General features: G+C 71.9%; 20 protein-coding genes. 9 read left to right on the top strand and 11 right to left on the bottom strand.

Annotation, left to right across the window (positions count from 1 at the left end):
- The first annotated feature begins 335 nt into the window (after nucleotides 1–335).
- On the top strand, nucleotides 336–542 hold the full coding sequence (locus ACZ5D2_RS37740) for a hypothetical protein (RefSeq protein ID WP_371678844.1): 207 nt from the start codon (nucleotides 336–338) through the stop codon (nucleotides 540–542).
- A 38-nt stretch (nucleotides 543–580) separates the two neighbouring features.
- Here ACZ5D2_RS37740 and ACZ5D2_RS37745 read toward each other — a convergent pair whose 3' ends face one another.
- Nucleotides 581–1,180, bottom strand: a complete 600-nt coding sequence (locus ACZ5D2_RS37745) for a hypothetical protein (RefSeq protein WP_371681292.1) — start codon at nucleotides 1,178–1,180, stop codon at nucleotides 581–583.
- 69 nt (nucleotides 1,181–1,249) lie between these two features.
- Between ACZ5D2_RS37745 and ACZ5D2_RS37750 the strand changes: the two genes are divergently transcribed.
- Both ACZ5D2_RS37750 and ACZ5D2_RS37755 read left to right on the top strand, forming a co-directional pair.
- Nucleotides 1,250–1,447, top strand: a complete 198-nt coding sequence (locus ACZ5D2_RS37750; RefSeq protein ID WP_468935883.1) for a protein kinase domain-containing protein — start codon at nucleotides 1,250–1,252, stop codon at nucleotides 1,445–1,447.
- Nucleotides 1,444–1,953 (top strand): hypothetical protein, encoded by a 510-nt coding sequence (locus tag ACZ5D2_RS37755; protein WP_468935867.1) that lies wholly within the window; start codon nucleotides 1,444–1,446, stop codon nucleotides 1,951–1,953. Before ACZ5D2_RS37750 ends, ACZ5D2_RS37755 begins: the two co-directional genes overlap by 4 nt.
- Before the next feature lie 55 nt (nucleotides 1,954–2,008).
- Here the strand turns inward: ACZ5D2_RS37755 and aceE are convergent, their stop codons facing one another.
- From aceE to ACZ5D2_RS37780, 5 genes are all read right to left on the bottom strand, one after another.
- Entirely contained in the window at nucleotides 2,009–4,693 is a 2,685-nt protein-coding gene (gene aceE, locus ACZ5D2_RS37760) for a pyruvate dehydrogenase (acetyl-transferring), homodimeric type (RefSeq protein ID WP_371678846.1), read from the bottom strand.
- Between the two features lie 339 nt (nucleotides 4,694–5,032).
- Entirely contained in the window at nucleotides 5,033–5,656 is a 624-nt protein-coding gene (locus ACZ5D2_RS37765) for a GntR family transcriptional regulator (RefSeq protein ID WP_030233098.1), read from the bottom strand.
- A 186-nt stretch (nucleotides 5,657–5,842) separates the two neighbouring features.
- Entirely contained in the window at nucleotides 5,843–7,603 is a 1,761-nt protein-coding gene (gene sucB / locus ACZ5D2_RS37770) for a 2-oxoglutarate dehydrogenase, E2 component, dihydrolipoamide succinyltransferase (protein WP_468935871.1), read from the bottom strand.
- 57 nt (nucleotides 7,604–7,660) lie between these two features.
- Nucleotides 7,661–9,049 carry a dihydrolipoyl dehydrogenase gene (lpdA, locus tag ACZ5D2_RS37775; RefSeq protein WP_266838656.1) on the bottom strand — a complete coding sequence of 463 codons (1,389 nt, stop codon included), beginning with the start codon at nucleotides 9,047–9,049 and terminating at the stop codon, nucleotides 7,661–7,663.
- A 310-nt stretch (nucleotides 9,050–9,359) separates the two neighbouring features.
- The gene (locus tag ACZ5D2_RS37780; RefSeq protein WP_371678848.1) at nucleotides 9,360–10,889 is read right to left on the bottom strand and encodes a leucyl aminopeptidase; all 1,530 of its coding nucleotides are present in this window, start codon (nucleotides 10,887–10,889) and stop codon (nucleotides 9,360–9,362) included.
- A gap of 356 nt (nucleotides 10,890–11,245) precedes the next feature.
- Here ACZ5D2_RS37780 and ACZ5D2_RS37785 point away from each other — a divergent pair, with 356 nt between their 5' ends.
- The 5 genes from ACZ5D2_RS37785 to ACZ5D2_RS37805 all read left to right on the top strand — a co-directional run bounded on the left by ACZ5D2_RS37785 (nucleotide 11,246) and on the right by ACZ5D2_RS37805 (nucleotide 18,052).
- On the top strand, nucleotides 11,246–13,279 hold the full coding sequence (locus tag ACZ5D2_RS37785) for a hypothetical protein (RefSeq protein WP_371678850.1): 2,034 nt from the start codon (nucleotides 11,246–11,248) through the stop codon (nucleotides 13,277–13,279).
- A gap of 102 nt (nucleotides 13,280–13,381) precedes the next feature.
- Entirely contained in the window at nucleotides 13,382–14,896 is a 1,515-nt protein-coding gene (gene pelF, locus ACZ5D2_RS37790) for a GT4 family glycosyltransferase PelF (RefSeq protein ID WP_371678851.1), read from the top strand.
- On the top strand, nucleotides 14,893–16,512 hold the full coding sequence (locus ACZ5D2_RS37795; protein ID WP_371678852.1) for a hypothetical protein: 1,620 nt from the start codon (nucleotides 14,893–14,895) through the stop codon (nucleotides 16,510–16,512). Before pelF ends, ACZ5D2_RS37795 begins: the two co-directional genes overlap by 4 nt.
- A 38-nt stretch (nucleotides 16,513–16,550) precedes the next feature.
- Nucleotides 16,551–17,204: a spherulation-specific family 4 protein gene (locus ACZ5D2_RS37800; RefSeq protein ID WP_371681293.1), complete on the top strand. Its 654-nt coding sequence runs from the start codon at nucleotides 16,551–16,553 to the stop codon at nucleotides 17,202–17,204.
- Nucleotides 17,201–18,052, top strand: coding sequence for an endo alpha-1,4 polygalactosaminidase (locus tag ACZ5D2_RS37805; RefSeq protein ID WP_371678853.1), 852 nt, complete (start codon nucleotides 17,201–17,203; stop codon nucleotides 18,050–18,052). The genes ACZ5D2_RS37800 and ACZ5D2_RS37805 overlap by 4 nt, the downstream gene beginning before the upstream one ends.
- A 7-nt stretch (nucleotides 18,053–18,059) precedes the next feature.
- Here the strand turns inward: ACZ5D2_RS37805 and ACZ5D2_RS37810 are convergent, their stop codons facing one another.
- The 5 genes from ACZ5D2_RS37810 to ACZ5D2_RS37830 all read right to left on the bottom strand — a co-directional run bounded on the left by ACZ5D2_RS37810 (nucleotide 18,060) and on the right by ACZ5D2_RS37830 (nucleotide 24,338).
- Complete coding sequence (locus ACZ5D2_RS37810) at nucleotides 18,060–19,238, bottom strand: sensor histidine kinase (RefSeq protein ID WP_371681294.1); 1,179 nt, start codon at nucleotides 19,236–19,238, stop codon at nucleotides 18,060–18,062.
- An 83-nt stretch (nucleotides 19,239–19,321) separates the two neighbouring features.
- Nucleotides 19,322–19,972, bottom strand: coding sequence for a hypothetical protein (locus tag ACZ5D2_RS37815; protein ID WP_371678854.1), 651 nt, complete (start codon nucleotides 19,970–19,972; stop codon nucleotides 19,322–19,324).
- A 53-nt stretch (nucleotides 19,973–20,025) separates the two neighbouring features.
- Nucleotides 20,026–21,909 (bottom strand): phosphatidylglycerol lysyltransferase domain-containing protein, encoded by a 1,884-nt coding sequence (locus tag ACZ5D2_RS37820; RefSeq protein ID WP_371678855.1) that lies wholly within the window; start codon nucleotides 21,907–21,909, stop codon nucleotides 20,026–20,028.
- Between the two features lie 80 nt (nucleotides 21,910–21,989).
- Complete coding sequence (gene cobT / locus ACZ5D2_RS37825; protein ID WP_371678856.1) at nucleotides 21,990–23,057, bottom strand: nicotinate-nucleotide--dimethylbenzimidazole phosphoribosyltransferase; 1,068 nt, start codon at nucleotides 23,055–23,057, stop codon at nucleotides 21,990–21,992.
- A gap of 66 nt (nucleotides 23,058–23,123) precedes the next feature.
- Nucleotides 23,124–24,338: a bifunctional adenosylcobinamide kinase/adenosylcobinamide-phosphate guanylyltransferase gene (locus ACZ5D2_RS37830; RefSeq protein ID WP_371678857.1), complete on the bottom strand. Its 1,215-nt coding sequence runs from the start codon at nucleotides 24,336–24,338 to the stop codon at nucleotides 23,124–23,126.
- Between the two features lie 103 nt (nucleotides 24,339–24,441).
- Here ACZ5D2_RS37830 and ACZ5D2_RS37835 point away from each other — a divergent pair, with 103 nt between their 5' ends.
- The gene (locus ACZ5D2_RS37835) at nucleotides 24,442–24,651 is read left to right on the top strand and encodes a hypothetical protein (RefSeq protein WP_371678858.1); all 210 of its coding nucleotides are present in this window, start codon (nucleotides 24,442–24,444) and stop codon (nucleotides 24,649–24,651) included.
- Nucleotides 24,652–24,738 lie beyond the last annotated feature (87 nt).

Genomic DNA, 24,738 nt, shown 5'->3' on the forward strand with positions numbered 1-24,738 from the left:
TCTGGTGCTCTGGCTGAAGCAGACGACCAAGCCACGCAACTCGCCACGTACAAAGTCAGCGTCCACCGCAGGGACGGTCAACCCGATCACCCGCAAGTGGAACCCCGGAGATCAGTACCAGCCTCGGACGCTTCCTCGACCAGCGGCGAGCGACGCGGCCTGCAGAGGAGTACCGCGAACCCACGACCGACGAATGGCGCGAGTTCCAGGAACACTTTCACACCCGCAAACTGGAACTCGGCGACTGCGCGCGGCCCTATGGAACCCCGTGCCAGCATGAGCACCCGTGTCTGCGCTGCCCGATGCTGCGGGTTTCCCCCAGGCAGCGGCCCCGGTTGATCGAGATCATCCGCAATCTCGCCGAGCGCATCGCAGAAGCGCGGGCGAATGGCTGGCTCGGCGAAGTCCAAGGACTCCAAGTCAGCCTCACCAAGGCCAAGGAGAAGCTTGTCACCCTCGACCGCAGTCTGGAACGCGGCCGCAGCACCGGCCACAGCGGTCCCACCGACCTCGGCATGCCCGTCATCACCAGACCGCGATGATGGGTTTGCCCAAGCGCGCGCCTGCTGGCTCGGAGGAGTTATGCGAGGAAGTTCTGCCAGAATGCGACGGTCGCTCTCGGGTTGCAATCGTTAGGGGTGTGTGCGCTGAAATCGTCGAATTCGTGGTTGATGTAGTCGGCCAGGTCAGCACCGTAGTAGACGATGTCGGTTCCCCAGATCGACAGGACTGGGTGGCCGTGGGACCCCTGGCCGGCGGGCAGGAATCGATGCGCGTATACGGGAACGAGCTTTGGCACCCGGTCCAGTAGCGTCTTGGCCTCGCGGACCGCGTCGTCGGCACCTGCTGGCCGCTGTCCCCATCCTGAGTGCCAGTAGCCATGCTGGACCGCCACGACGATGCCTTCGACCGGCCAGTCAAGATGCTCCCGCAGTTTCGCAGGATCGCCATGACGCCAGTCAGGCCATGGATTCTCCCAGGTGGCCCCTTCCTCGGGCGGCTGGCTCACCGGCAACCCGGCTGCCAGGAAGGCGCGGTGGTCATCGGCAAACTCGAATCCGTACTCTTCTTCGATGCGCTGCAACTCGGCGTCGCTCAAGCCGGGCTCTATCTCACAGCAGTCGGCGGCGGCCAGCAGATGCGCGGCCTCTGCCCCCAGCTTCATTCCCTCAGGCGTCATCACACTTCGAACAGTAGCTTCCCGAGTCCCTTGAGGTCAGGCGGGCATTGGGGTCTGTGACCTGGCATGATGCCGACCCGGTGTGGCTCTACGCCGCAGGCAAGAGGACGCTCTGGCCCCGGCCCCGCCACTGCCCGTAGTCCGGATAAGATCGCCACCGCCCTGGCCGCCGCGCACGCGCGCGGCATCGTCCACCGGGACGTCAAACCGGGGAACGCGATGCTCACCTCCGCCGGCGTGATCAAGGTCCTGGACTTCGGCTGGTGATGCACCTCCTGGCCAAGGACCCGGCACACCGCCCGCCCGACGCGGCCGCCGTCGTCCGCGAGCTGGACCGCCTCCTGGCCGCCTACCGGCAGCCCCCGTCGCAGCCGCCGGCCGCACCGGGAGACGTGGACGGCGCGGCGGAGGTGGCCCGGATACGCGCCGAGGCCGAACGGGACATCAGGGAGCTGCGGGAGCGGGTCACACGGGACGTGACGGCTGTCCGCGAGAGTGCCGAGAAGCTGCGCGCGGACGCCGAGCGCCGTGCCCGCCAGTTGATGGAGAACACGAAGCGCCAGGCCGAGGACATCGTCGCCGACGCCAACGCCAAGGCCGATCGGGTCCGCACCGAGTCCGAGCGCGAGCTGGCCGCGCTCACCAAGCGCCGTGACTCCATCAGCGCCCAGCTGGCCGGCGTCCGGGAGACGCTGGCCCAGCTGACCGGCGCGGCGGGCACGGCCGCCTGGATGCAGGGGGAGGACCGGCCCCCGCCCCAGCAGACGCGCTGAGGCGGCCCGCCCCCGGAGGGACGGACCGCCTCACGGTCGGATCGGTGCGTACGGCCTACAGGCCGTAGCGCTCCCGGGCCTCCTTGATGGCGGACGCCGGGACCTCGCCGCGACGGGCGAGCTGGGCCAGCGCGGCCACCACGATCGACTGGGCGTCGACACCGAAGTGGCGGCGGGCGCCCTCACGGGTGTCGGACAGACCGAAGCCGTCCGTACCGAGCGAGGTGTAGTCCTGCTCCACCCACTGGCTGATCTGGTCCGGGACCTGACGCATCCAGTCGGAGACGGCGAGCACCGGGCTGGTGACACCCTCCAGCGCGCGGGTGACGAACGGGGTGCGGACCTCGCCGCGCAGCAGCGCCTCGTCGCACTCCAGCGCGTCGCGCCGCAGCTCGCCCCAGGAGGTGGCGGACCAGACGTCGGCGGCCACGTTCCAGTCGGCGGCCAGGAGCTTCTGGGCCTCCAGGATCCAGTGGATCGCCGTACCCGAGGCCATCAGCTGGATCTTCGGGGCGTCGGCGGCCGGGGCCGCCTCCGCCAGGTCCGCCGCCGTGTTGAAGCGGTACAGGCCCTTGAGGATGCCTTCCTCGACGCCCTCGGGCATCGCCGGCTGCACCTTCGGCTCGTTGTAGACCGTGAGGTAGTAGAAGACGTCCTCGGGCTGCTCGCCGTACATCCGGCGCAGACCGTCCTTGACGATCACCGCGATCTCGTACGCGAAGGCCGGGTCGTAGTTGAGCGACGCCGGGTTCGTGGACGCGATCAGGTGCGAGTGGCCGTCCGCGTGCTGCAGGCCCTCACCGGTCAGCGTGGTGCGACCGGCGGTGGCGCCGACGATGAAGCCCTTGCCGAGCTGGTCGGCGAGCTGCCACATCTGGTCGGCGGTGCGCTGCCAGCCGAACATCGAGTAGAAGATGTAGAACGGGATCATCGGCTCGCCGTGCGTCGCGTACGACGTGCAGGCGGCGATGAAGTCGGCCATGGCGCCGGCCTCGGTGATCCCCTCGTTGAGGATCTGGCCGTCCTTGGCTTCCTTGTAGTACATCAGCTGGTCGCGGTCGACCGGCTCGTACGTCTGGCCCAGCGGCGAGTAGATGCCGGCGGACGGGAAGAGGGACTCCATACCGAAGGTACGGGCCTCGTCGGGGACGATCGGCACCCAGCGCTTGCCGGTCTCCTTGTCCCGCATCAGGTCCTTGACGAGGCGGACGAAGGCCATGGTGGTGGCCATCTCCTGCTTGCCGGAGCCCTTGAGCAGCGGGGCGAAGGAGCGGTCGGCCGGGGCGGGCAGGGCCACGTGGTGGACCTTGCGGGCCGGGGCGGGGCCGCCGAGGGCCGCGCGGCGCTCGTTGAGGTACCGCACCTCGGGGCTGTCCGCGCCCGGGTGGCCGTACGGGACCTTGCCGTCGGCGAAGGCGCTGTCCGGGATCGGGAGGCCAAGGAGGTCGCGCATGTCCTTGAACTCGTCGATCGTCAGCTTCTTCATCTGGTGGTTCGCGTTCTTCGACTCGAACCCGGCGCCCAGCGTGTAGCCCTTGACGGTCTGCGCGAGGATGACCGTCGGCGCACCCTTGTGCTCCAGGGCGGCCTTGTACGCGGCGTAGACCTTGCGGGGCTCGTGGCCGCCGCGGGAGCTGTGGAAGCACTCGGCGATCTTCGCGTCGGACAGCAGGCCGCCCAGGGCGACGAGCTCGGCGTTGGCGCCGAAGAAGTGCTGGCGGATGTAGGCCACGTCGCGGGTCGCGTACGTCTGGAACTGCGCGTCCGGTACCTCGCGCAGGCGGCGTACCAGGGCGCCCGTGGTGTCGAGCTGGAAGAGCTCGTCCCAGGCGGAGCCCCACAGGGACTTGATGACGTTCCAGCCGGCGCCGCGGAACTGGGCTTCCAGCTCCTGGACGACGCGGAAGTTCGCGCGGACCGGACCGTCGAGGCGCTGCAGGTTGCAGTTGATGACGAAGGTCAGGTTGTCGAGCCGCTCGCGGGAGGCGAGGGCCAGTGCGGCGGTCGACTCGGGCTCGTCCATCTCGCCGTCGCCCAGGAAGGCCCAGACGTGCGAGTTGGCGGTGTCCTTGATGCTCCGGTTCTGCAGGTAGCGGTTGAAGCGCGCCTGGTAGATCGCGGAGAGCGGGCCGAGGCCCATGGAGACCGTGGGGAACTCCCACAGCCACGGCAGGCGCCGCGGGTGCGGGTAGGACGGCAGGCCGTTGCCGCCGGACTCCTGGCGGAAGTTGTCGAGCTGCTGCTCGGAGATGCGCCCGTCGAGGAAGGCGCGGGCGTAGATGCCGGGGGAGGCGTGGCCCTGGATGTAGAGCTGGTCGCCCGATCCGTCGGCCTCCTTCCCGCGGAAGAAGTGCTGGAAGCCGGTCTCGTAGAGCCACGCGGCGGAGGCGAAGGTGGCGATGTGGCCGCCGACGCCGTACTTGGAGCCGCGGGTCACCATGGCGGCCGCGTTCCAGCGGTTCCAGGCGGTGATCCTGGCTTCCATCGCCTCGTCACCGGGGAACTCCGGCTCCGCGGCGGTGGGGATGGTGTTGACGTAGTCCGTCTCCAGCAGCTTCGGCAGGGCGAGGCCGGCGGCCTCGGCGTGCTGGAGGGTGCGGCGGAGCAGGTATTCGGCGCGGCGCGTACCGGCGGCCTGTGCGACGGCGTCGAGCGAGGCCGCCCATTCGGCGGTCTCCTCGGTGTCGCGGTCCGGGAGCTGGTCGAGCTCGCTCGGAAGCTTTCCTACGGGGTCGGACATCGGTGTGCGCCGCCTTCCGGACAAAGGAGAGGAGGTGGTGATCAAACACCCTGACGGGCAGGACAGGGTCGATGGACCCGGGTGGGGTCCGCGTCGACTGTAAAGCGCTGATCGATGATCGATCAAATAAAAGTGGCGAATAAATGTCACTACGCCAAAAGTCGGCACCGGGTGCCATGAATTCAGGCACCCGGTGCCCATGGGACGAGTACACGAGCGAGCCCTAGCGGTTCTCTGGCGATCTGCTAAAAGCCGCAGGTCAGAGGGTGTTCCCCAAGGTACGGAAACCGGGCGCCCCGGGGAGCCCGGGGCGGGCCGCGCACCCCTCGCGGAAAAGGCTCAGGCGCGCGGTGCGCAGCCCAGCACGTGCCGCTTCACGAGCAGTCCGATGTCCGGATCCTGACTGCGGAAGGCCGCCACGAGGGCCTCGTGCTCCTCCGCGTAGGACTTCTGGACCGTACCCAGCCAGCGGATGGACAGGGCCGTGAACACCTCGATGCCCAGGCTCTCCCAGGTGTGCAGCAGCACGCTGTTCCCGGCCGCCCGCACCATCTCGCGGTGGAAGCCCACGGTGTGCCGCACCTGCGCCGTGCCGTCCTCGCTGCGGTCCGCCTCCCACAGGGCGGCCACGTGCGGCTCCAGGGCCGTGCAGTCGGCCGCCAGCCGCGGGGCGGCCAGCTCGGCCGCGATCTGCTCCAGACCGGCCCGGACCGGGTAGATCTCCTCCAGGTCGGCCGCGGAGAGGTTCCGTACGCGGACGCCCTTGTTCGGCGCCGACTCGATCAGCCGCAGTGTCTCCAGCTCGCGCAGGGCCTCCCGCACGGGCGTCTGGCTGACCTCCAGCTCGACCGCGATCCGCCGCTCGACGATCCGCTCGCCGGGCTTCCAGCGGCCGCTGACGATCCCCTCCACGATGTGCTCGCGGATCTGCTCGCGCAGCGAGTGCACGACGGGTGGGGTGATCATCGGCGTTTCAACTCCTGTAGGGGCACGCGGGGCCTGATGCGTAGACAATACGGCGGTCGTGGCCTGCTGCGATGCGTTCCCGGTCAGGGACGCCGGGTGAGGCTCGTTACAACGACGGCGCCCCCGCCCGGACGGATCCGGACGGGGGCGCCGCCAGCGGCAGCCGGGGCTGCGCGCGGGGCCTTACAGGCCGAGCTCGACCTCGAACTCGCCGGCTTCGAGGATCGCCTTGACCGCCGAGAGGTACCGGGCCGCGTCCGCGCCGTCCACCAGGCGGTGGTCGTAGGACAGGGTCAGGTACGTCATGTCGCGGACGCCGATGACGGTGCCCTCGGGGGTCTCGATGACCATGGGGCGCTTGACCGTCGCGCCGATGCCCAGGATGGCGACCTGGTTCGGGGGCACGATGACGGTGTCGAACAGCGCACCGCGCGAGCCGGTGTTGCTGATGGTGAAGGTCGCGCCCGACAGCTCGTCCGGCGTGATCTTGTTGCCGCGGACCTTGGAGGCCAGGTCGGCGGTCGCCTTGGAGATGCCCGCCAGGTTGAGGTCACCGGCACCCTTGATGACCGGGGTCATCAGGCCCTTCTCGGAGTCCACGGCGATGCCGATGTTCTCCGAGTCGAAGTAGGTGATGGTGCCCTCGTCGTCGTTGATCCGGGCGTTGACGACCGCGTGGGCCTTCAGCGCCTGGGCGGCGGCCTTGACGAAGAACGGCATCGGGGACAGCTTGACGCCCTCACGGGCGAGGAAGCCGGCCTTGGCCTGCTCGCGAAGCTTCATGATCTTGGTGATGTCCACCTCGACCACGGAGCTGAGCTGCGCCTGCGAGTGCAGGGCCTTCATCATGTTGTCGCCGATGACCTTGCGCATGCGGGTCATCTTGACGGTCTGACCGCGCAGCTCGGACACCGCGGCGGCCAGAGCCTTCGCGGCCGGAGCGGCGGCCGGGGCCGGGGCGGCAGCGGCGGCCTTGGCGGCCTCGGCGGCGGCCAGGACGTCCTGCTTGCGGATGCGGCCACCGACACCGGTGCCCGAAACCGTGGACAGGTTGACGCCGGACTCCGAGGCGAGCTTGCGCACCAGCGGGGTCACGTACGCGCCCTCGTCACCGGCGGAGACCGGGGTGACGGGAGCGGCGGCGACGGGAGCCGGAGCGGCGACCGGGGCCGGAGCGGCCACGGGGGCCGGAGCGGCGACCGGGGCGGCCGGGGCGACCGGAGCCGGGGCGGCGACCGGAGCGGGGGCGACCGGAGCCGGAGCGGCCGGGGCCGGGGCGGCAACCGGAGCCGGAGCGGCGGCGGCCGGGGCGGCGGCCGGAGCCGCACCCGCGACGCCGATGACGGCCAGACGGGCGCCGACCTCGGCGGTCTCGTCCTCGCCGACCAGGATTTCCAGCAGGGTGCCGGAGACCGGGGCGGGGATCTCGGTGTCGACCTTGTCGGTCGAGACCTCCAGCAGCGGCTCGTCGGCCTCGACCGACTCGCCGACGGCCTTCAGCCAGCGGGTGACGGTGCCCTCGGTGACGGACTCGCCCAGGGCGGGGAGCACGACATCGGTGCCGGACGCGGCCGGGGCGGCGGCGGGGGCGGGGGCCTCGGCCGGTGCGGGGGCGGCCGGGGCCTCGGCCACCGGGGCCGGAGCCGCCGGGGTCTCGGCCACGACCGTCTCGGCGGCCGGAGCGGCGGCCGGGGCCGGGGCGCCGGAGCCGTCGTCGATGACGGCGAGCTCGGCGCCGACCTCGACGGTCTCGTCCTCGGCGACCTTGATGGAGGCCAGGATGCCGGAGACGGGCGACGGGATCTCGGTGTCGACCTTGTCGGTCGAGACCTCGAGCAGCGGCTCGTCGGCCTCGACGCGCTCGCCCTCGGCCTTCAGCCAGCGGGTGACAGTGCCCTCGGTGACGCTCTCACCGAGCGCCGGAAGGGTTACGGAAACCGACATGGTTTCTGTTGCTCCTAACGAAAGTGCGGAAGTGGTCGTCGCGCCCGTGACTGTGGATTAGTCGTGTGCGTGAAGCGGCTTGCCGGCCAGGGCCAGGTGGGCCTCGCCGAGGGCCTCGTTCTGGGTCGGGTGCGCGTGGATGAGCTGCGCGACCTCGGCAGGCAGGGCCTCCCAGTTGTAGATCAGCTGGGCTTCGCCGACCTGCTCGCCCATGCGGTCACCGACCATGTGGACGCCGACCACGGCACCGTCCTTGACCTGGACGAGCTTGATCTCGCCCGCGGTCTTCAGGATCTTGCTCTTGCCGTTGCCCGCCAGGTTGTACTTCAGGGCCACGACCTTGTCCGCCCCGTAGATCTCCTTGGCCTTGGCCTCGGTGATGCCGACGGAGGCGACCTCGGGGTGGCAGTAGGTGACGCGCGGGACACCGTCGTAGTCGATCGGGACCGGCTTGAGGCCGGCCAGACGCTCCGCGACGAGGATGCCCTCGGCGAAGCCGACGTGCGCGAGCTGGAGGGTCGGGACGAGGTCACCGACGGCCGAGATGGTCGGCACGTTGGTCTGCATGTACTCGTCGACCAGGACGTAGCCGCGGTCCATCGCGACGCCCTGCTCCTCGTAGCCCAGGCCCTGCGAGACGGGGCCGCGGCCGATGGCCACCAGCAGCACCTCGGCCTCGAAGGTCTTGCCGTCCGCGAGGGTGACGCGCACACCGGTCTCGGTGTACTCGGCCTTCTCGAAGAAGGTGCCGAGGTTGAACTTGATGCCGCGCTTGCGGAAGGCGCGCTCGAGGATCTTCGAGCTGTTCTCGTCCTCGACCGGGACGAGGTGCTTGAGGCCCTCGATGACCGTGACGTCGGTGCCGAAGGACTTCCACGCCGAGGCGAACTCGACGCCGATGACGCCGCCGCCCAGGATGATCGCGGACTCGGGCACGCGGTCCAGGACCAGCGCGTGGTCCGAGGAGATGATCCGGTTGCCGTCGATGTCCAGGCCCGGCAGCGACTTCGGCACGGAGCCGGTCGCCAGCAGGACGTGGCGGGCCTGGATGCGCTGCCCGTTCACGTCGACGGACGTCGGGGAGGAGAGGCGTCCCTCACCCTCGATGTAGGTGACCTTGCGGGAGGCGACCAGCCCCTGCAGGCCCTTGTAGAGGCCGGAGATGACCTCGTCCTTGTACTTGTGCACACCGGCGATGTCGATGCCCTCGAAAGAGGTCTTGACACCGAACTGTCCGGCTTCGCGCGCCTGGTCCGCGACCTCGCCGGCGTGGAGCAGAGCCTTCGTGGGGATGCAGCCGTTGTGCAGGCAGGTGCCGCCGAGCTTGTTCTTCTCGATCAGCGCAACGTCGAGACCCAGCTGGGATGCGCGCAGAGCCGCGGCGTAACCGCCACTGCCACCGCCGAGGATCACTAGGTCGAAAACGGTGCTGGCGTCGTTCGCCACGTCACGTCCTCCATGCATGTGCGCCGAGCACCGGTCCTCTGTGACCGGGCGGCGGCTGGTAATCGGCCGCTTGTTTCTTCGGCCCTGTGGTGGGGGCCCTGTCCTGCCGAGAACCCATCTTCGCATTTGTCGGGGGAACGCGGGACGCCGGGCCCCGGGTGTGCACGGTCGTTCTGCCCGAAGTAGGGGTTACCGCGGCGTAGAAACCTACTGATCCTCAAGGTTTCTTCCAGAGCGAACGCGCCCCGGACCCGTGACCGGGTTCCGGGGCGCGTCGCGTCTCACAGGACGTGTCTCACGGGGTGGTACGTCAGCCCAGGTCGCCCGTGGCGGTGCGCTCGGCCAGCCGGACCAGGGTGCGCACGGCCGAGCCGGTGCCGCCCTTGGGGGTGTAGCCGTACGGGGCGCCCTCGTGGAAGGCGGGACCGGCGATGTCGAGGTGGGCCCAGGTGATGCCCTCGCCGACGAACTCCTGGAGGAAGAGGCCGGCCACCAGACCGCCGCCCATGCGGACACCCATGTTGGCGATGTCGGCGGTGGGGGAGTCCATGGTCTTGCGCAGGTCCTCGGGGAGCGGCATCGGCCAGGAGGCCTCGCCGACCTCCTCCGCGATCTCGTGGATCGAGGTGCGGAAGGCGTCGTCGTTGGCCATGATCCCGAAGGTCCGGTCGCCCAGGGCCAGCACCATGGCGCCGGTCAGGGTGGCGACGTCGACGATCGCGTCCGGGTTCTCCTCGGAGGCCTTGGTCAGGGCGTCGCCCAGGACCAGACGGCCCTCGGCGTCCGTGTTGAGGACCTCGACGGTCTTGCCGCTGTACATGCGCAGGACGTCGCCGGGCTTGGTGGCGGAGCCGGACGGCATGTTCTCGGCGAGCGCGAGCCAGCCGGTCACGTTGACCTGGAGGCCCAGCTTGGCGGCGGCCACGACGGCGGCGAAGACGGCGGCGGCGCCGGCCATGTCGCACTTCATGGTCTCGTTGTGACCGGCCGGCTTCAGGGAGATGCCGCCCGAGTCGTAGGTGATGCCCTTGCCGACGAAGGCGAGGGTCTTCTCCGCCTTGGCGTGGGTGTAGGAGAGCTTCACCAGGCGCGGCGGGTTCTCGGAGCCCTTGCCGACGCCCATGATGCCGCCGAAGCCGCCCTTGACCAGGGCCTTCTCGTCCAGGATCTGGACCTTGATGCCGTTCTCCTTCGCGGTCGCGGACGCGACGGCGGCGAAGGCCTCGGGGGTGAGGTCGTTCGGCGGGGTGTTGATCAGGTCGCGGGCGATGTTGACCTCGGTGGCGACCACGGTGGCGCGCTCGGCCGCGGCCTTGTGCTCCTTGTCACGCGGCTTGGCGCCCAGCAGGGCGACCTCGGCCAGCGGCTGCTTGGGTCCGGAGCCCTTGCCGGCCTTCTTCTCGCCGCCCTGGTAGGCGGTGAAGGCGTACGCGCCCAGCAGCGCGCCCTCGGCCACGGCGGTGACGGCGGAGGCGTCGTCCAGGGGGAGGGCGAAGGCGGCCTTCTTCGCGCCGTGCAGGGCGCGGGCGGCGGCGCCGGCGGCGCGGCGCAGGGCCTCCTCGTCGAAGGACTCGTCCTGCTCGGGTGCGGCGCCCAGGCCGACCGCCAGCACGACCGGGACCTTGAGGCCGGCCGGCGCGGGCAGCTTGGTGGTCTCGCCTTCGCCGCCCGAGGCGCCGAGTGCGTCGAGCACGGTGGCGAGCTTTCCGTCGAACGCCTTGTCCACGGCCTCGGCGCCCGCGGCCACGACGAGCCCCTTGGGGCCCTTCGCCACGCCGACGACGAGGGCGTCGGCGCGCAGCGTCGCCGCGCCGGCAGTGCTGAGAGTCAGAGCAGTCACGGTGGTGAAGTCTCGCTTCCGTTTGTGTGTGTGGGCGCTGCGGACACGTCGGGATCTCCGGCCGCTCCGCAGCGATCGTATTCGGGCCCGGCGGCCGCCGGAAACGAGCCTACGCGCACGTACTCGCCCGTACGTCACTCGAAGGTTTGGCAAGTTGTTCGATCAAAGGGCCATCAGGTTCACCCATCTGTGGACTCTGCTCCAGGTTTGCTCTTTAGACCTGACGAGGTCCGAGAGACTCGACCCACTCTCGCAAGGGGACGCGGGGTCCCTTTGCATGATTTCCACAGAGCCTCCCCGGCCCGGCCTTCCGCCTTGGGCCGCCGCCGAGGGACGCCTGCGGGGGGAAGGCCGAAATGGTCAACAAGAACCGGATGAACAGGGCCGCCGCGGCGATGGCCGCAGCAGCCCTGATGGCGGTCGCGGTACCCGCGGCGACCGCCCAGGCGGCGACCGTCGCACCGCGCATCGACCTGAAGGTGCTGGTCGTCGACGACGGCGGCGGCGCCGTCCAGGCGCTCACCGCCGAGCTCCGCGACACCGGAGTCCCGTACACCCGCGTCGACCTGAGCAGCGCGAGCCGCCCGGTGATCGACGCGGCGTTCCTCAGCGACACGGTCTCCGGCCGTCCGCGAGCGAAGTTCCAGGGGGTCATCCTGCCGAACGAGAACCCGTTCGGCGCGGGCTCGGCCGAGCTCGCCGCCCTCACCGCGTACGAGACGACGTACGGCATCCGCCAGGTCGACGCCTACACCTGGGCGCACCCCGAGGTCGGCCTGGAGTACACCGACAACGGCGGTTACGGCGGCACGCTCGACGGCACCCAGGCCGCCGTCACCACCGCGGGGAAGGCGGGTCCCTTCGGGTACCTGCAGGGTCAGGTCGCCTTCGAGGACAACTCTCCGCTCATCATGGAGAGCTACGGGTTCATGGCGCAGCCGCGCGCCGGCTACACCAGCTACCTGGACGCCCCCGTCCCCGGCGGCACCGGGCGGGCCTCGCTCCTCGGCGAGTACACCCACGACGGGCGCAGCGAACTGGTCGCCACCTTCGCCTACAACCAGTACCAGCAGCAGTTCCGGCTGCTGGCCCGGGGCATCGTCGAGTGGCTCACCCAGGGCGTCCACCTCGGCCAGGAGCGCAACTACTTCGCGGTCCACGTCGACGACGTCTTCGCCCCGGACGCCCGCTGGGACAAGACCCTCAACTGCACGCCCGGCGACTACGCCTGCGCGGGCGGCGAGGGCAAGGAGAGCACCATCCGCATGACCGCCGCCGACGCCCAGTACGCGGCGCAGTGGCAGACGAGCAAGAACTTCAAGCTCGACATGCTCTTCAACGCCGGCGCCGGGGAGGAGTGGAAGACCGAGAACGGCGGCACCGACGCCCTGACCGCGCAACTGGTCGCGGACCGGGCCAAGTACCGGTGGATGAACCACACCTACACCCACCTCTTCCTCGGCTGCACCCAGGACACCTCCATCACCCCCTGGACCTGCACGAAGAACGCCCAGGGCGCGACGAACTGGATGAGCCGCGCCGACATCTCCGCCCAGATCCGCGACAACAACAACTGGGCCGCCTCGCACGGCATCGCCACCGACCGGACCGAGATCGTCACCGGCGAGCACTCCGGTCTCAAGACCCTCCCCCAGCAGCCCACGGACAACCCCAACCTGGCGGGCGCCTTCGCCGACAACGGCGTGAAATGGGCGGGCAGCGACAACTCCCGCGAACCCGCGCAGCGTGCCGTCGGAGCCGCCCTGACCGTCCCGCGCTACCCGATGAACGTGTACTACAACACGGGCACCAACGCGGAGATGGCCGACGAGTACAACTGGATCTACACCAGCCGGGCCGACGGCGGCAGCGGCCTCTGCGAGGACAACCCGGCGACCTCGACCTGTCTGCCGGCCCCGCTCGACGTGAACACCGGCTACCAGGACTACATCGTCCCGGCCGAGGCGCGGACCGCCCTGCGCCACGTGCTCGCCAACGACCCGAAACCGCACTACGTCCACCAGTCCAACCTGGCCGAGGACCGCACCCTGTACCCGGTGCTCAACCAGGTCCTCGACACCTACCGCTCGCTGTACGCGACCAGCGCGCCGATCGTCAACCAGAGCATGAAGGACTCCGGGGTCGAGCTGAGCCGCCGCGCCGCCTGGGACAAGGCGGTCGCCAACAACCAGGTCACCGCCTACCGCATCGGCAAGGACGTCACCGTCAAGGCGCCCTCGGGCGTGGTCGCCCCGGTCACCGCACCCAACGGGACCAAGAAGCAGCTCCTGCTCGGCACGGCGGACTTCGGCACCGCCTACGCCGGCACCCGTTCCGCCTGGACGTCTCCCGACCTGCTCCAGTCGGCGGTCACCCTGAAGCTCGCCTGACCCGACGGCCGGAACGCCTGCCGGCCGTCACGCGTACCACCTAGCGCCGGCGCTCCAACCCACGGGCGCCGGCCCCTTTTCCGTCCTGGGGGGACACACCGCATGAGCCATGGGCGTCATGTCACCATGCTCACCGAAGGCACCTATCCACACGTCCACGGGGGCGTCAGCACCTGGTGCGACCAGCTCGTCCGCGGCATGCCGGAGGTCGACTTCAACGTCATAGCCCTGACCGGCTCCGGACGTGAGCCGGTCACCTGGGAACTGCCGCGCAACGTCTACCGGCACACCTCCTTCCCGCTCTGGGGCCCGCCGCCCTCCCGGACCCGCCGGTCCGCGCTGCGGGGCAAGGCCCACCGCCGTTTCGCCGCCCTCTACGAGACCTTCCTGCTCTCGCTGATCGACCCCGCGCACGGCGGTTTCTCCGAGGCCCTCGGCGAGTTCGCCCGCCTCGCCCGGGCCGGCCGCCTCACCCCGGCCCTGCGCTCCGAGTCGGTGCTCCGCCTCCTGATGGACGTCTGGACCCGGCCCGGCCTGGTCACCGCCCGGGCCGAACCCACCGTCCACGACGCGCTCACCGCCACCGACCTGCTGGAACACGCCCTGCGCCCGCTGTCCGTGCGGATCCCGCCCGACAGCGTCGCCCACGCCGTGAGCAGCGGCCTCGCGACCCTCCCGGCCCTCGCCGCCAAACGCCTCGACCAGGTGCCGTTCCTCCTCACCGAGCACGGCATCTACCTGCGCGAGCGCTACCTCGGCTACCGCACCGCCGCCCAGCGCTGGCCCGTCAAGGCCCTGATGCTGGGCTTCTACCGGGAGCTGAACTCCGAGGGGTACCGGCAGGCCGACCTGATCACCCCCGTCAACCAGTACAACCGCCGCTGGGAGGAGCGCGGGGGCGCCGACGCCGAGCGGATCCGCACCGTCTACAACGGGGTCGATCCGCACGCCTTCCCCGAGGCCGGGCCCGAACCCGAGGTCCCCACCCTCAGCTGGTGCGGCCGCATCGACCCGATCAAGGACCTCGAAACCCTCATCCGCGCCTACGCGTTCATGCGCCGGGAGCTGCCCGCCCTGCGCCTGCGCCTCTTCGGGCCGGTCCCGGCGGGCTGCGAGGAGTACCGGCTGCGCCTGGAGAAGCTCGCCGCCGAACTCGGCGTCGGCGACGGGATCAGCTACGAGGGGCGCATCGCCGAGGTCGCCAAGGCGTACGCGGCGGGCAGCGTCGTGATGCTCTCCTCCATCAGCGAGGGCTTCCCCTTCAGCATCATCGAGGCCATGTCCTGCGGGCGCACCACCGTCTCCACGGACGTCGGGGGCGTCCGCGAGGCCGTCGGGGACACCGGGCTCGTCGTCCCGCCCCGCGAACCCGAGACCATGGCCCGCGCCACCCTGGCCCTGCTGCGCGACGACGAGCGCCGGGCCGAGCTCGGCCGGTCGTCCCGCAAACGGGTCGTCGAGAAGTTCACCCTCCACCAGTCCGTCGACGGCTTCCGGCACATCTACCGGGAACTCGCCGGGCAGCCCGTCCTGCCCGTCCGTGCGGGCGACGACTGGACCCAGCGGCTCGCGGACCCCTGGTACCGCGAACTCGCCGCGGACGGGAGCCTGTGGTGAGCGGATCGCTCTGGCTCAGGCCCCCCGGACCGGAGGGCGGCTGGGTCCACGTCGGCCACGCCGCCGCCGCGGGCCGCGGGAGCGGCGGCCCCGGCGCGGGGGCCGGCCGCACCGACACCCTCCCCGCCGTCCCCCGGCCCCGGCGCACCGGTCCGGGGGCGGTGGCCGCCGCCGATCCCATGGACGAACTCGCCGACCGCCTCGGCGCGTTCATCGCCGCCGCCGTGCACCCCGACGAGATCGCCGCCGTCCTCGAATCCGACGGCATGAACGACGAGTACATCCGCCTGACCTACGGCCGCCACGACTCCTTCGCCCTCGCCGAGGAGCTCTACGCCCGCGTCCCGCGCTCCTTCCCGGAACCGGACGAGGTCACCGACCCCTGGAAGGTCTCCCTCACCGCCTGCCTGCTCCGCGGGGTGATCTTCGTCCTGCCCGGTCTCGCCTACGTCCTGGGCGCCCCCCTCCTCGAAGGCCCCCCGGACCGGCTCGGACTGCCCGCCGGCACCCTGACCCTGCTCGCCGGGGCCCTCATCGGCTGGGTCTGGGACCAGACCCTGTCCCACCGCGCCTACTCCTGGCTCGGCCTCGGCGACCGGGCCGCCGCCCGGCGGACCCTGCTCGCCGGAGCCCCGGCCGGGGCGCTGCTGGGCACCGCCGCCGCGCTCGCCGTCCCCGGCGGCCCGCCGTTCTCGTACGGCTTCGCCGCCGGCCAGGCCCTGTACGTCGGGGCCGCCACCGTCCTGCTGGTGCTCGGCCGCGAGCGGGCGCTGCTCGCCGCGCTCGGCCCGATGGCCGCGGGGGCGGTGCTCTCCCTCTTCACGGACCTGCCCGTGCCGCTCCGGGTGGCCCTGCTCGCCGTGTCCCTGCTGGCCGCCTGCACGCTCGCCCTGCGCGAACTCCCGGTCGAACGGGGCGTACGGGCCGCCGTGCGCCGGATCCGCGGCCGGCTCCGGAGCCGGCCCGGCGAACGGGGCCCGGTGCGCTGGCGGATGCTGCGCGGCGCCGAGGAGGACCACGCCCGGCGCGGCCCCCGGATCGGGGACTCGGTGCCCTACGGGGTCTTCGGCCTCGGCACCGGCCTGCTCGTGCTGTACGCCGCGCTGGGGGAGGTGCTCTCCGGCGGCCCCGCCGAGGCGGTCGCCGCGCCCTCCGCGGTGGCCCTCACCCTCAGCATGGGCCCCGCCGAGTGGCTGCTGCACCGCTTCCGCAGCGGCAGCCTCGCCGGGCTGCGGGCCGCCCGCTCGCCCCGGGCGTTCCGGCGCAGGATGCTCTCCACCCTGACCGGCTGCCTGGCCGTCTACCTGGCGGTGCTGCTCGCCCTCGGCGTCACGGGAACCCTGCTGTGGCCGCACGCCCCCGGCCTGACCTGGATCCGCGTCGCGACCCTGCTGCTCCTGGGCGCCGTGATGTGGACCGGACTGCTCCTGCAGTCCTTCGGCGCCGTCCGGCCCGCGGCCGTGGTCTGCGCCTGCGCCGCCGTCGCCCAGAGCCTGGCCCTGCTCGCCGGGGCGGGGCAGCCCCGGCTGGTGCAGCTCGTCGTGGCGGGCGGCGCCGCGGCGGCCCTGGCCGTCCTGGTGTGCCTGCTCCTCGGCAGGGCCACGGCCCACCGGTGAGCTCCGATCACGTGTCCGCGTACGAGGAGAAGGACCCCATGCTGCTGGTGCCGCTCTACGAGCACCCCGCCGACCGGCCCGAGGACTGGGAGCTGCTCATCCGCTCCGCGGGCCGGCTCCACTCCGTGGTGCTCAACCCCGACAGCGGTCCGGGCCGGGCCCCCGACGAACGGTTCGCCGACGTCTGCGCCCGGCTGCGGGACGCCGGCGTGCCCGTCCTCGGGTACGTCGACACGGACTACGGGCGCCGCCCGCACGCGGAGGTGGTCCAGGACCTGCTGCGCCACCGCGACTGGTACGCCACCGACGGGGCCTTCCTCGACCAGGCCGCCGCCGATCCCGGGCTGCTGCCCCACTACGGACGGCTCGCCGTCGCGGCCCGTGCCGCGGGGGCCCGTACGCTCGTCCTGAACCACGGCGTCCACCCGCACCCCGGGTACGTCGAACTCGCCGACCTGCTCGTCACCTTCGAGGGACCCTGGGACGCCTACCGCGACGCGGCGGCCGAGCCGCCCGCCTGGACCGCCGGCCACCCGGCCCGGACGTTCTGCCACCTCGTGTACGCGGTCCCGCCGGGCGCGCCCGCCGCGGAGCTCGCGGCGGTGCGCCGGGCCGGGGTGCACTGCGCGGTCCCCGGCACCGGCGCGCATCCCTGGGGGACCCTCCCGAACGCCCTGGAGGCAGCCGGATGAAGCGTTTCACCACCGGGCTCGCGGTCATCGCCGCCGGCGCCCTGCTCGTGCTCACCGGCTGCTCCTCCGAACCCGACGACGAGGAGACCCCCGAACCGGGACCCACCCCGTCCACGGCCGCCAGCCCGGTCCCCTCCCCGGCGCCGGGGGGCCGCTGGCAGCCGCTGCCCGGGACGGCCTGGCAGTGGCAGCTCAGCGGCGGGCTCGACGCCTCCGTGGACGTGCCCGTGTACGACATCGACGGGTTCCTCACCTCCAAGGAGGAGGTGGCCGGCCTGAAGAAGGCCGGCCGCCGCACCATCTGCTACATCTCCACCGGCGCCTGGGAGGACTTCCGCCCCGACTCCGGGGACTTCCCGAAGGACATGCTCGGCGAGGGCAACGGCTGGAAGGGCGAGCGGTGGATCGACGTCCGGCGCCTGGCCGACGTCGAGCGGCTGATGGCCAAGCGCTTCGACATGTGCCGCGACAAGGGCTTCGACGCCGTCGAACCGGACAACATGGACGCCTACAACAACGACTCCGGCTTCCCGGTGACCGCCGGTGACCAGCTGAAGTTCAACCGGATGATCGCGAAGCTCGCCCACGACCGGGGCCTGGCCGTCGGCCTCAAGAACGACCTCGACCAGATCCCGCAGCTGCTCGGCGACTACGACTTCGCGGTCAACGAGCAGTGCGCCCAGTACCGGGAGTGCGACGAGCTGACCCCGTTCATCCGGGCGGGCAAGGCCGTCTTCCACGTGGAGTACGAACTGTCCACGGACGAGTTCTGTCCGCGCTCGCGGGAGTTGAAGCTCAGCTCGCTGCAGAAGAAGCTCGAACTGGGCCCCTGGAGGAAGTCCTGTTAGCGCCGGGTCAGGCCACCGGCAGGATCGCGTGCACCCGGTAACCGCCCCCGTAGCGGGGGCCGGTGAAGCAGGAGCCGCCCAGGGCGCCCGCCCGCTCCCGCATGCCGAGCAGGCCGTGCCCGCCGCCCGGGTCCGTCGGCGCGGGGGCGGAGTCGGCCGAGTCCCCGCCGTCGTCCAGCACGGTCACCTCCACCGAGGCGCCCACCCGCACCACGCTGACCTCGGCCTTCGCTCCCGGGCCGGCGTGCTTGCGGACATTGGTCAGCGCTTCCTGGATCACCCGGTACGCCGCCAGGTCCACGGCGGCCGACAGCGGTTCGGCGTCCGCCCCCACCTGCATGAGCACGCGTACCGGAAGTCCGGAGTGCCGGAAGGTGTCCAGCAGTTCGTCCAGCAGGGCCAGCCCCGGAGCCGGTTCCGTCGGCGCCTCCGGATCGCCCGACTGCCGCAGCAGCCCCACCGTGGCGCGCAGCTCGTTCAGGGCGGAGCGGCTCGCGTCCCGTACGTGGGCCAGGGCCTCCTTCGCCTGGTCGGGCCGCTTGTCCATGACGTGCGCGGCCACCCCCGCCTGCACGTTGACCAGGGCGATGTGGTGGGCCACCACGTCGTGCAGGTCCCGGGCGATGCGCAGCCGCTCCTCGGCGACCCGCCGCCGGGCCTCCTCCTCGCGGGTCCGCTCGGCCCGCTCCGCCCGTTCCCGTATGGCGTCGATGAACGCCCTGCGGCTGCGCACCGCGTCCCCGGCGGCCGCGGCCATCCCGGTCCAGGCGAAGATGCCGATGTTCTCCTGCGCGTACCAGGGCAGCGGCCCGGCGAGCATCGCCACGCCGGTCAGCACGGCCATCGTCACGAGCCCGATCCGCCAGGTGGTCGGCCGGTCGGTACGGGAGGCCACCGTGTACAGGGCGATCACCGCGGACATCGCGACGGGCGCCCTCGGCTCCCCGGTGCTCAGCTCCAGCAGCGAGACCCCGCAGGCGACGGCCAGTACGGTCCACGGCCTGCGGCGGCGCAGCACCAGTGCCGCCGAGCCGATCAGCATCAGCAGCAGGGAGAACGGTTCGGGGGTGCGGGTCCCGAAGGTGGGCCCGTGCGGTCCGTGCGGATCGGCGAAGGACCCGACGACCATGGAGACGAACGCCCCGAACGCGAGCACGGCGTCGGTGGCGAGCGGGTGCGCCCGCATCCACAGCCGGGTGGGGGCGAAGGGCCCGAGGTCTGTCGTCACCCCGATACGGTACGGCCTGCCGGCCGGAGGGCAGGGTGCCGCTAAGGGACGGGCGGAGGCCTGCGGACGACCGCGGCGCGGGAGCGGGCGGGTCCCCACTTCGCGCGGACCGTGCACACGGCCATCACGGCGGCGATGGCCGCCAGGTGTTCCTTGCCCGCCAGGTTGTCCTTGAACAGCACCTCGCCGATCATCACGAGGATCACCAGCGACCCGGTGAAGTACGCCCGGTAGCGCCAGCAGACGTAGATCGCGAGGCCCACCACGGCCGCGGACGGGCCGGTGTCGTTGACGATCCGGTCGGACAGCGGCAGGCCGAAGGGGTGGTCGGGGCCCAGGGAGAGCCCGATCCGGGCGTAGGTGGTCCCGGCGAGGGTGGCGATGTAGCCGATCAGCAGGGTGCGCCACCAGCCGATGCAGATCTCCGAGATCCCGAACACCAGCAGGATCTGGGCGAGGGCCCCCCACACCGGCAGGTCGAGGGCGGGCACGAACAGTGACAGCGGCGTGCGCAGCACGGCGAGCCACAGGGGGTCGACGGCCTTGACGGACCCCAGGTCCTGGACGGGCTGGAAGCCCCACGACGTGTTCTGCACGACCTGGAAGAAGGAGGTCAGGCAGACGGCGCCGATGGTCATCGGGATCGCGCGCCACTTGTCGCGGACGAGCGCGTCCCGGATGGTCCAGAACATGGGGCCCCACTCCCGGCGGGCGAACCGCCGTAGTGGGGCCGTCGACCACGACGTCAACGAATCGTCTCCAGATGTCTGCGGTGCAGCCACTTCGGCAGGCCGGGTGCCTCCAGGAAGCCCTCGGCCCGGCCCGCCGCGACACCGATGCGCAGCAGGTCGGAACTCTTCTCGAAGAGCATGAACCGCGGCTCCCAGATCGGCCGGTATTTGGCGTTGGCCCGGTAGAGGGACTCGATCTGCCACCAACGGGAGAAGAAGCTCAGCAGGGAGCGCCACATGCGCAGCACCGGTCCGGCGCCGAGCTTGGACCCCCGCTCGAAGACGGAGCGGAACATCGCGAAGTTCAGTGAGACCTGTGTGACGCCGATCTCCTTGGAGCGTTCCAGGAGTTCGATGACCATGAACTCCATCAGGCCGTTCTCGGAGTCCCGGTCACGGCGCATCAGGTCGAGCGACAGGCCCTTGGGGCCCCACGGCACGAAGGACAGCACGGCCCGCAGGTCGCCGTTGCCGTCGGTGCACTCCAGCATCACGCACTGGCCGTCGTCGGGGTCGCCGAGGCGGCCCAGGGCCATGGAGAAGCCGCGCTCGGTCGCGCCGTCGCGCCAGTCGTCGGCCCTCTTGAGGAGGACGTCCATCTCCTCGGCCGGGATGTCGGCGTGGCGGCGGATGCGGACCGTGTACCCGGCCCGCTTGACCCGGTTGAAGGCCTGCCGGACGGTCCGCATCGCGCGGCCCTCCAGAGTGAACTCGTCGGTTTCCACGATGGCCTCGTCGCCGAGCTCCAGGGCGTCCAGTCCGTGCCGGGCGTAGATCTGTCCGGCCTCCTCGCTGGCGCCCATCACGGCCGGTACCCAGCCGTGCTCGCGGGCCTCGGCCAGCCACGGCTCGATCGCGCCCGGCCAGGCCTCGGGGTCGCCGATGGGGTCGCCGGAGGCCAGCGAGACCCCGCCGACGACGCGGTAGGTGACGGCGGCCTTGCCGGTGGGGGACCAGATCACGGACTTCTCGCGGCGCAGCGCGAAGTAGCCGAGCGAGTCGCGGTCGCCCTGCTTGGCGAGCAGCGCCCGCAGCCGCTCCTCGTCCTCGGGGGTGAGCGGGTCGACGGCGCGGCGCGAGCGGAAGGCCGCGAATAGCACGGCGAGCAGCAGCAGCATCGACATCACGTTGATGAAGACGTCCACCCAGGCGGGGGTGGTGATCGCGTTGTACGCCTTGTCGTCGGGCGCGAGCGTGATCAGCCGCATCACGCCGTACCGCCAGCGGGCCAGGAACGTCGCGTCGGCGCTGTCCGGGTCCGTGTTGGTGGCGCCCACCAGCAGGGCGGCGACCAGCGAGGTCAGCAGCAGGCCGACGGCGGCGACGGCGGTGGCCAGCTTCGGGTTCGAGCGGTCGCCCTTGGCGTAGAACTCGTGGCGGCCCACCAGCAGCGCGCCGACGAAGGCGGCCGTCAGGGCGAGCGAGACCCAGTTCTGCGCGTGGTCGCGGAACTCCGGGTAGCACAGGTTGAACTCGCCGCTCGTGCACGGGGCGAACGCGGCGACCGCGAAGGCCAGCAGCAGCATGCCGCTGACCACCAGGTTCAGGATCCACGCGGCCCGCTTGCGGCGGCCCATGGTCACCGCGAGCAGCATCGAGAACAGGCCGGACGCGAACCCGGCCGTCAGCAGGTACGGGGTGTAGAAGTCGGCGGTGTTGTGCCTGCGCAGGTCCTGCCCGAGCGAAAGCCACACCGCGCTGAGGAAGTTCACGAAGGTGACGGCCCGCAGGTACCAGACCGCGAAGGCGGCGCTGCGCCTCGACGAGGCGCTTCCTCTGCGGCTCTCGGCCTTCGCGGCGGGCTCGCCGCCGGACTCCTTCTTGTTGTTGGAACCCTTGCCGGAGGCCTGATCGAGGCTCCGGTCGGTGTCTGCGCTGGTCAAGCGGACCTCTCCCATGAAAAGCGATGATATGGGGCGTCACCGTCCACAGGCAGTGCGAGCACTGCGGACTGGTCAGGCCCGTAGTGCCCGGTGTCTCAGTCCGTCGGCTGTTCCACAGCCGCCCGCTCCGGAAGTTCCGCCGCGAGTGCGGCGGCCGCCTGGACCAGGGGGAGTGCCAGCAAGGCCCCGGTTCCTTCTCCCACTGTGACGCCGTGGTCGAGCACGGGGTTGAGTGCCATCCGGTCCAGGGCCTTGGCCTGGCCCGGTTCCCCGCTGGTCTGTCCGGCCAGCCACCAGTCCGGGGAGCGGAAGGCGGCCCGCTGGGCCACCAGTCCGCAGGCCGCCGAGACGACCCCGTCGAGGATGACCGGCGTACGGCGTACCGCGCACTGGAGGAGGAAGCCGGTGATCGCGGCGACGTCCGCGCCGCCGACCGCCGCCAGCAGTGCCATCTGGTCGCCGAGGACCGGGCGGGCCCGGCGCAGCGAGTCCCTGACGGCGGCGCACTTGCGCATCCAGGCCAGGTCGTCGATCGGCACCCCGCCGCGGCCGGTGACCACGGACGCGTCCGTTCCGCAGAGCGCGGCGACCAGCACGGCCGCCACGGTGGTGCCGCCCACGCCGATGTCGCCGAGGACGACCAGGTCCGTACCGGAGTCGGCCTCCTCGTCGGCGATCCGGATGCCCAGGCGCAGTGCGGCCTCGGCCTCCTGCGCCGTCAGCGCGTCCTCCACGTCGATCCGGCCGCTGCCGCGCCGTACGCGGTGCCGGGTCACGTCCTCGGGCAGCAGCCCGGGGTCGCAGTCCAGTCCGGCGTCCACGACGCGCACGCCCGCGCCGAGCCGCCCGGCCAGGATGGAGACCGGGCTGGTCCCCTCCAGGACGGAACGGACCAGCTCGTGGGTGCTGCCCGCGGCCCGTGCCGAGACACCCTGGGCGGCGATCCCGTGGTCGGCGGCGAACAGCACGACGCGCGGCCGGTCGATCGGCTTCACCGGGACCCGCCCCTGTGCGGCGGCCAGCCATTCGGCGAGGTCGTCGAGCCGTCCCAGCGCGCCGGGCGGCACGGCCAGCCGCTCACGGCGATCCTCGGCGTCACGCCGGACGCCCCCGTCGGGGCGTTCGATCAGATCGGAGAAGTCGTCGAGATTCAGCGTGGTCATCTGCCAGAGACTACAGCCGGTCAGGCCCTCCCTCAGGGGCGCTCCCGCCGATCCCCTGGCGGGCCGTCACCGGGGCTGCTCCTTGAGGGCGAGCGGCTGCCCCGCCACCACCAGCAGGACGTGCTCGCACTCGCCCGCCACCGCGTTGTTGAGGCGGCCCAGTTCGTCGCGGAACCGCCGTCCCGCCGCCGTCGCGGGGACCACGCCGGCGCCCACCTCGTTGCTGACGAGCACCACCCGGCGGCGCGTCGCGCGGACCGCCGCCACCAGGCCGGCCATCCGTTCGCGCAGTTCCTTCTGGCCGCCCGCCGCCCATACCGAGTCGTCCCAGGCGCCGGCCCGGTCCATTGCGTCGGTGAGCCACAGCGCGAGGCAGTCGATCAGCAGAGGGGGGCCGGCCCGCTCCAGCAGCGGCGCCAGCTCGCAGGTCTCCACCGTCCGCCAGCCGGCCGGACGCCGCTCGCGGTGCAGGCCGACGCGCTGGGCCCACTCCGCGTCACCGTCGCGGGTGCCGCCGGTGGCGACGTAGACCACCTCCGGGAAGGACTCCAGCCGTCGCTCCGCCTCGAAGGACTTGCCCGAGCGGGCACCGCCCAGCACCAGGGTGCGGCGCGGTACGTCCGGCACCGCGTGGTAGTCGCCCGCCACCACCGTGGTGCCGTCGGGCACCGCGCGGGCACCGGCGGCCGCGCACCGGCGTTCCAGTTCCCGGCCCGGCGGGGTGTCGTGGTCCACGTGCACGGCGATCACGTCGGTGGCCGGGCCGACGGCACCGCTCGCGCGCAGCCGGGCCAGGGCCTCGGGGCGGCCGAGCACGTCCGCGAAGACCACGTCGTACGCGCGCCGCGCCGTCGTCCCGTTGGTGCCGGCCGGCGCCCCGCCCGGTGGCAGGTACAGCAGCCGGCTCCCGTCCGGGCCGGTGACCTCGTACCCGGTGCCCGGCGAATCCATCGGCACCGCCCGCACCCGGTGCCCGCTGATCACCGCGAGCTCCCGCCCGTCCGGCACCCGGCCCGCGGCGGGCAGTCCGGGCGGCAGCTCGACGGGCGGCCCGTCGTGCGGGTGCGTCAGCAGCACCTGCCGTACGCCGGCCAGCGAATGCCCCGCGCGGGCCCCGGCCAGCACCGCCCCGGGCGTCAGGTCCAGCAGCAGCGCGCCGTCCACGAGGACGGCGGTCGCGGCGCGGGCGAGCGTGCCCACGGAGACCGCGCAGGCGGCGCAGGGACAGCCGGGGCGGGGCAGTCCTTCGGGGGTTCCGGTGCCGAGCAAGGTGAGTTCCACACAGAGATCCTCCCGCGTCGCCGGTACTGGTGCGCGTCCGGTTACTCTGCGGGCACACTCATGCCGAGAAGTGTGAGATCGCGTGCGAGCAACGGAGGCGGACATGGTGTGGACATGGCGGTTCGAGAAGGCCGACGGCGCCGAGACGACCCCGGCGGTGGAACCGGAGGAGTTCACCACCCAGGGGGACGCCGAATCCTGGATCGGCGAGGTCTGGAAGGAGCTCCTCGACGGGGGCGCGGACCGGGTCACCCTCTTCGAGGACGACACGGAGATCTACAGGATGAGCCTCAGCGCGGCCGCCGAGGCGTGAGCCGCCGGGGGGGGGGGGGGGGGGGGGGGGGGGGGGGGGGGGGGTGTGGCGGGGGGGGGGGGGGGGGGGGGGGGGGGGGGGGGGGGT

The organism is Streptomyces sp. NPDC031479, from assembly GCF_055581065.1.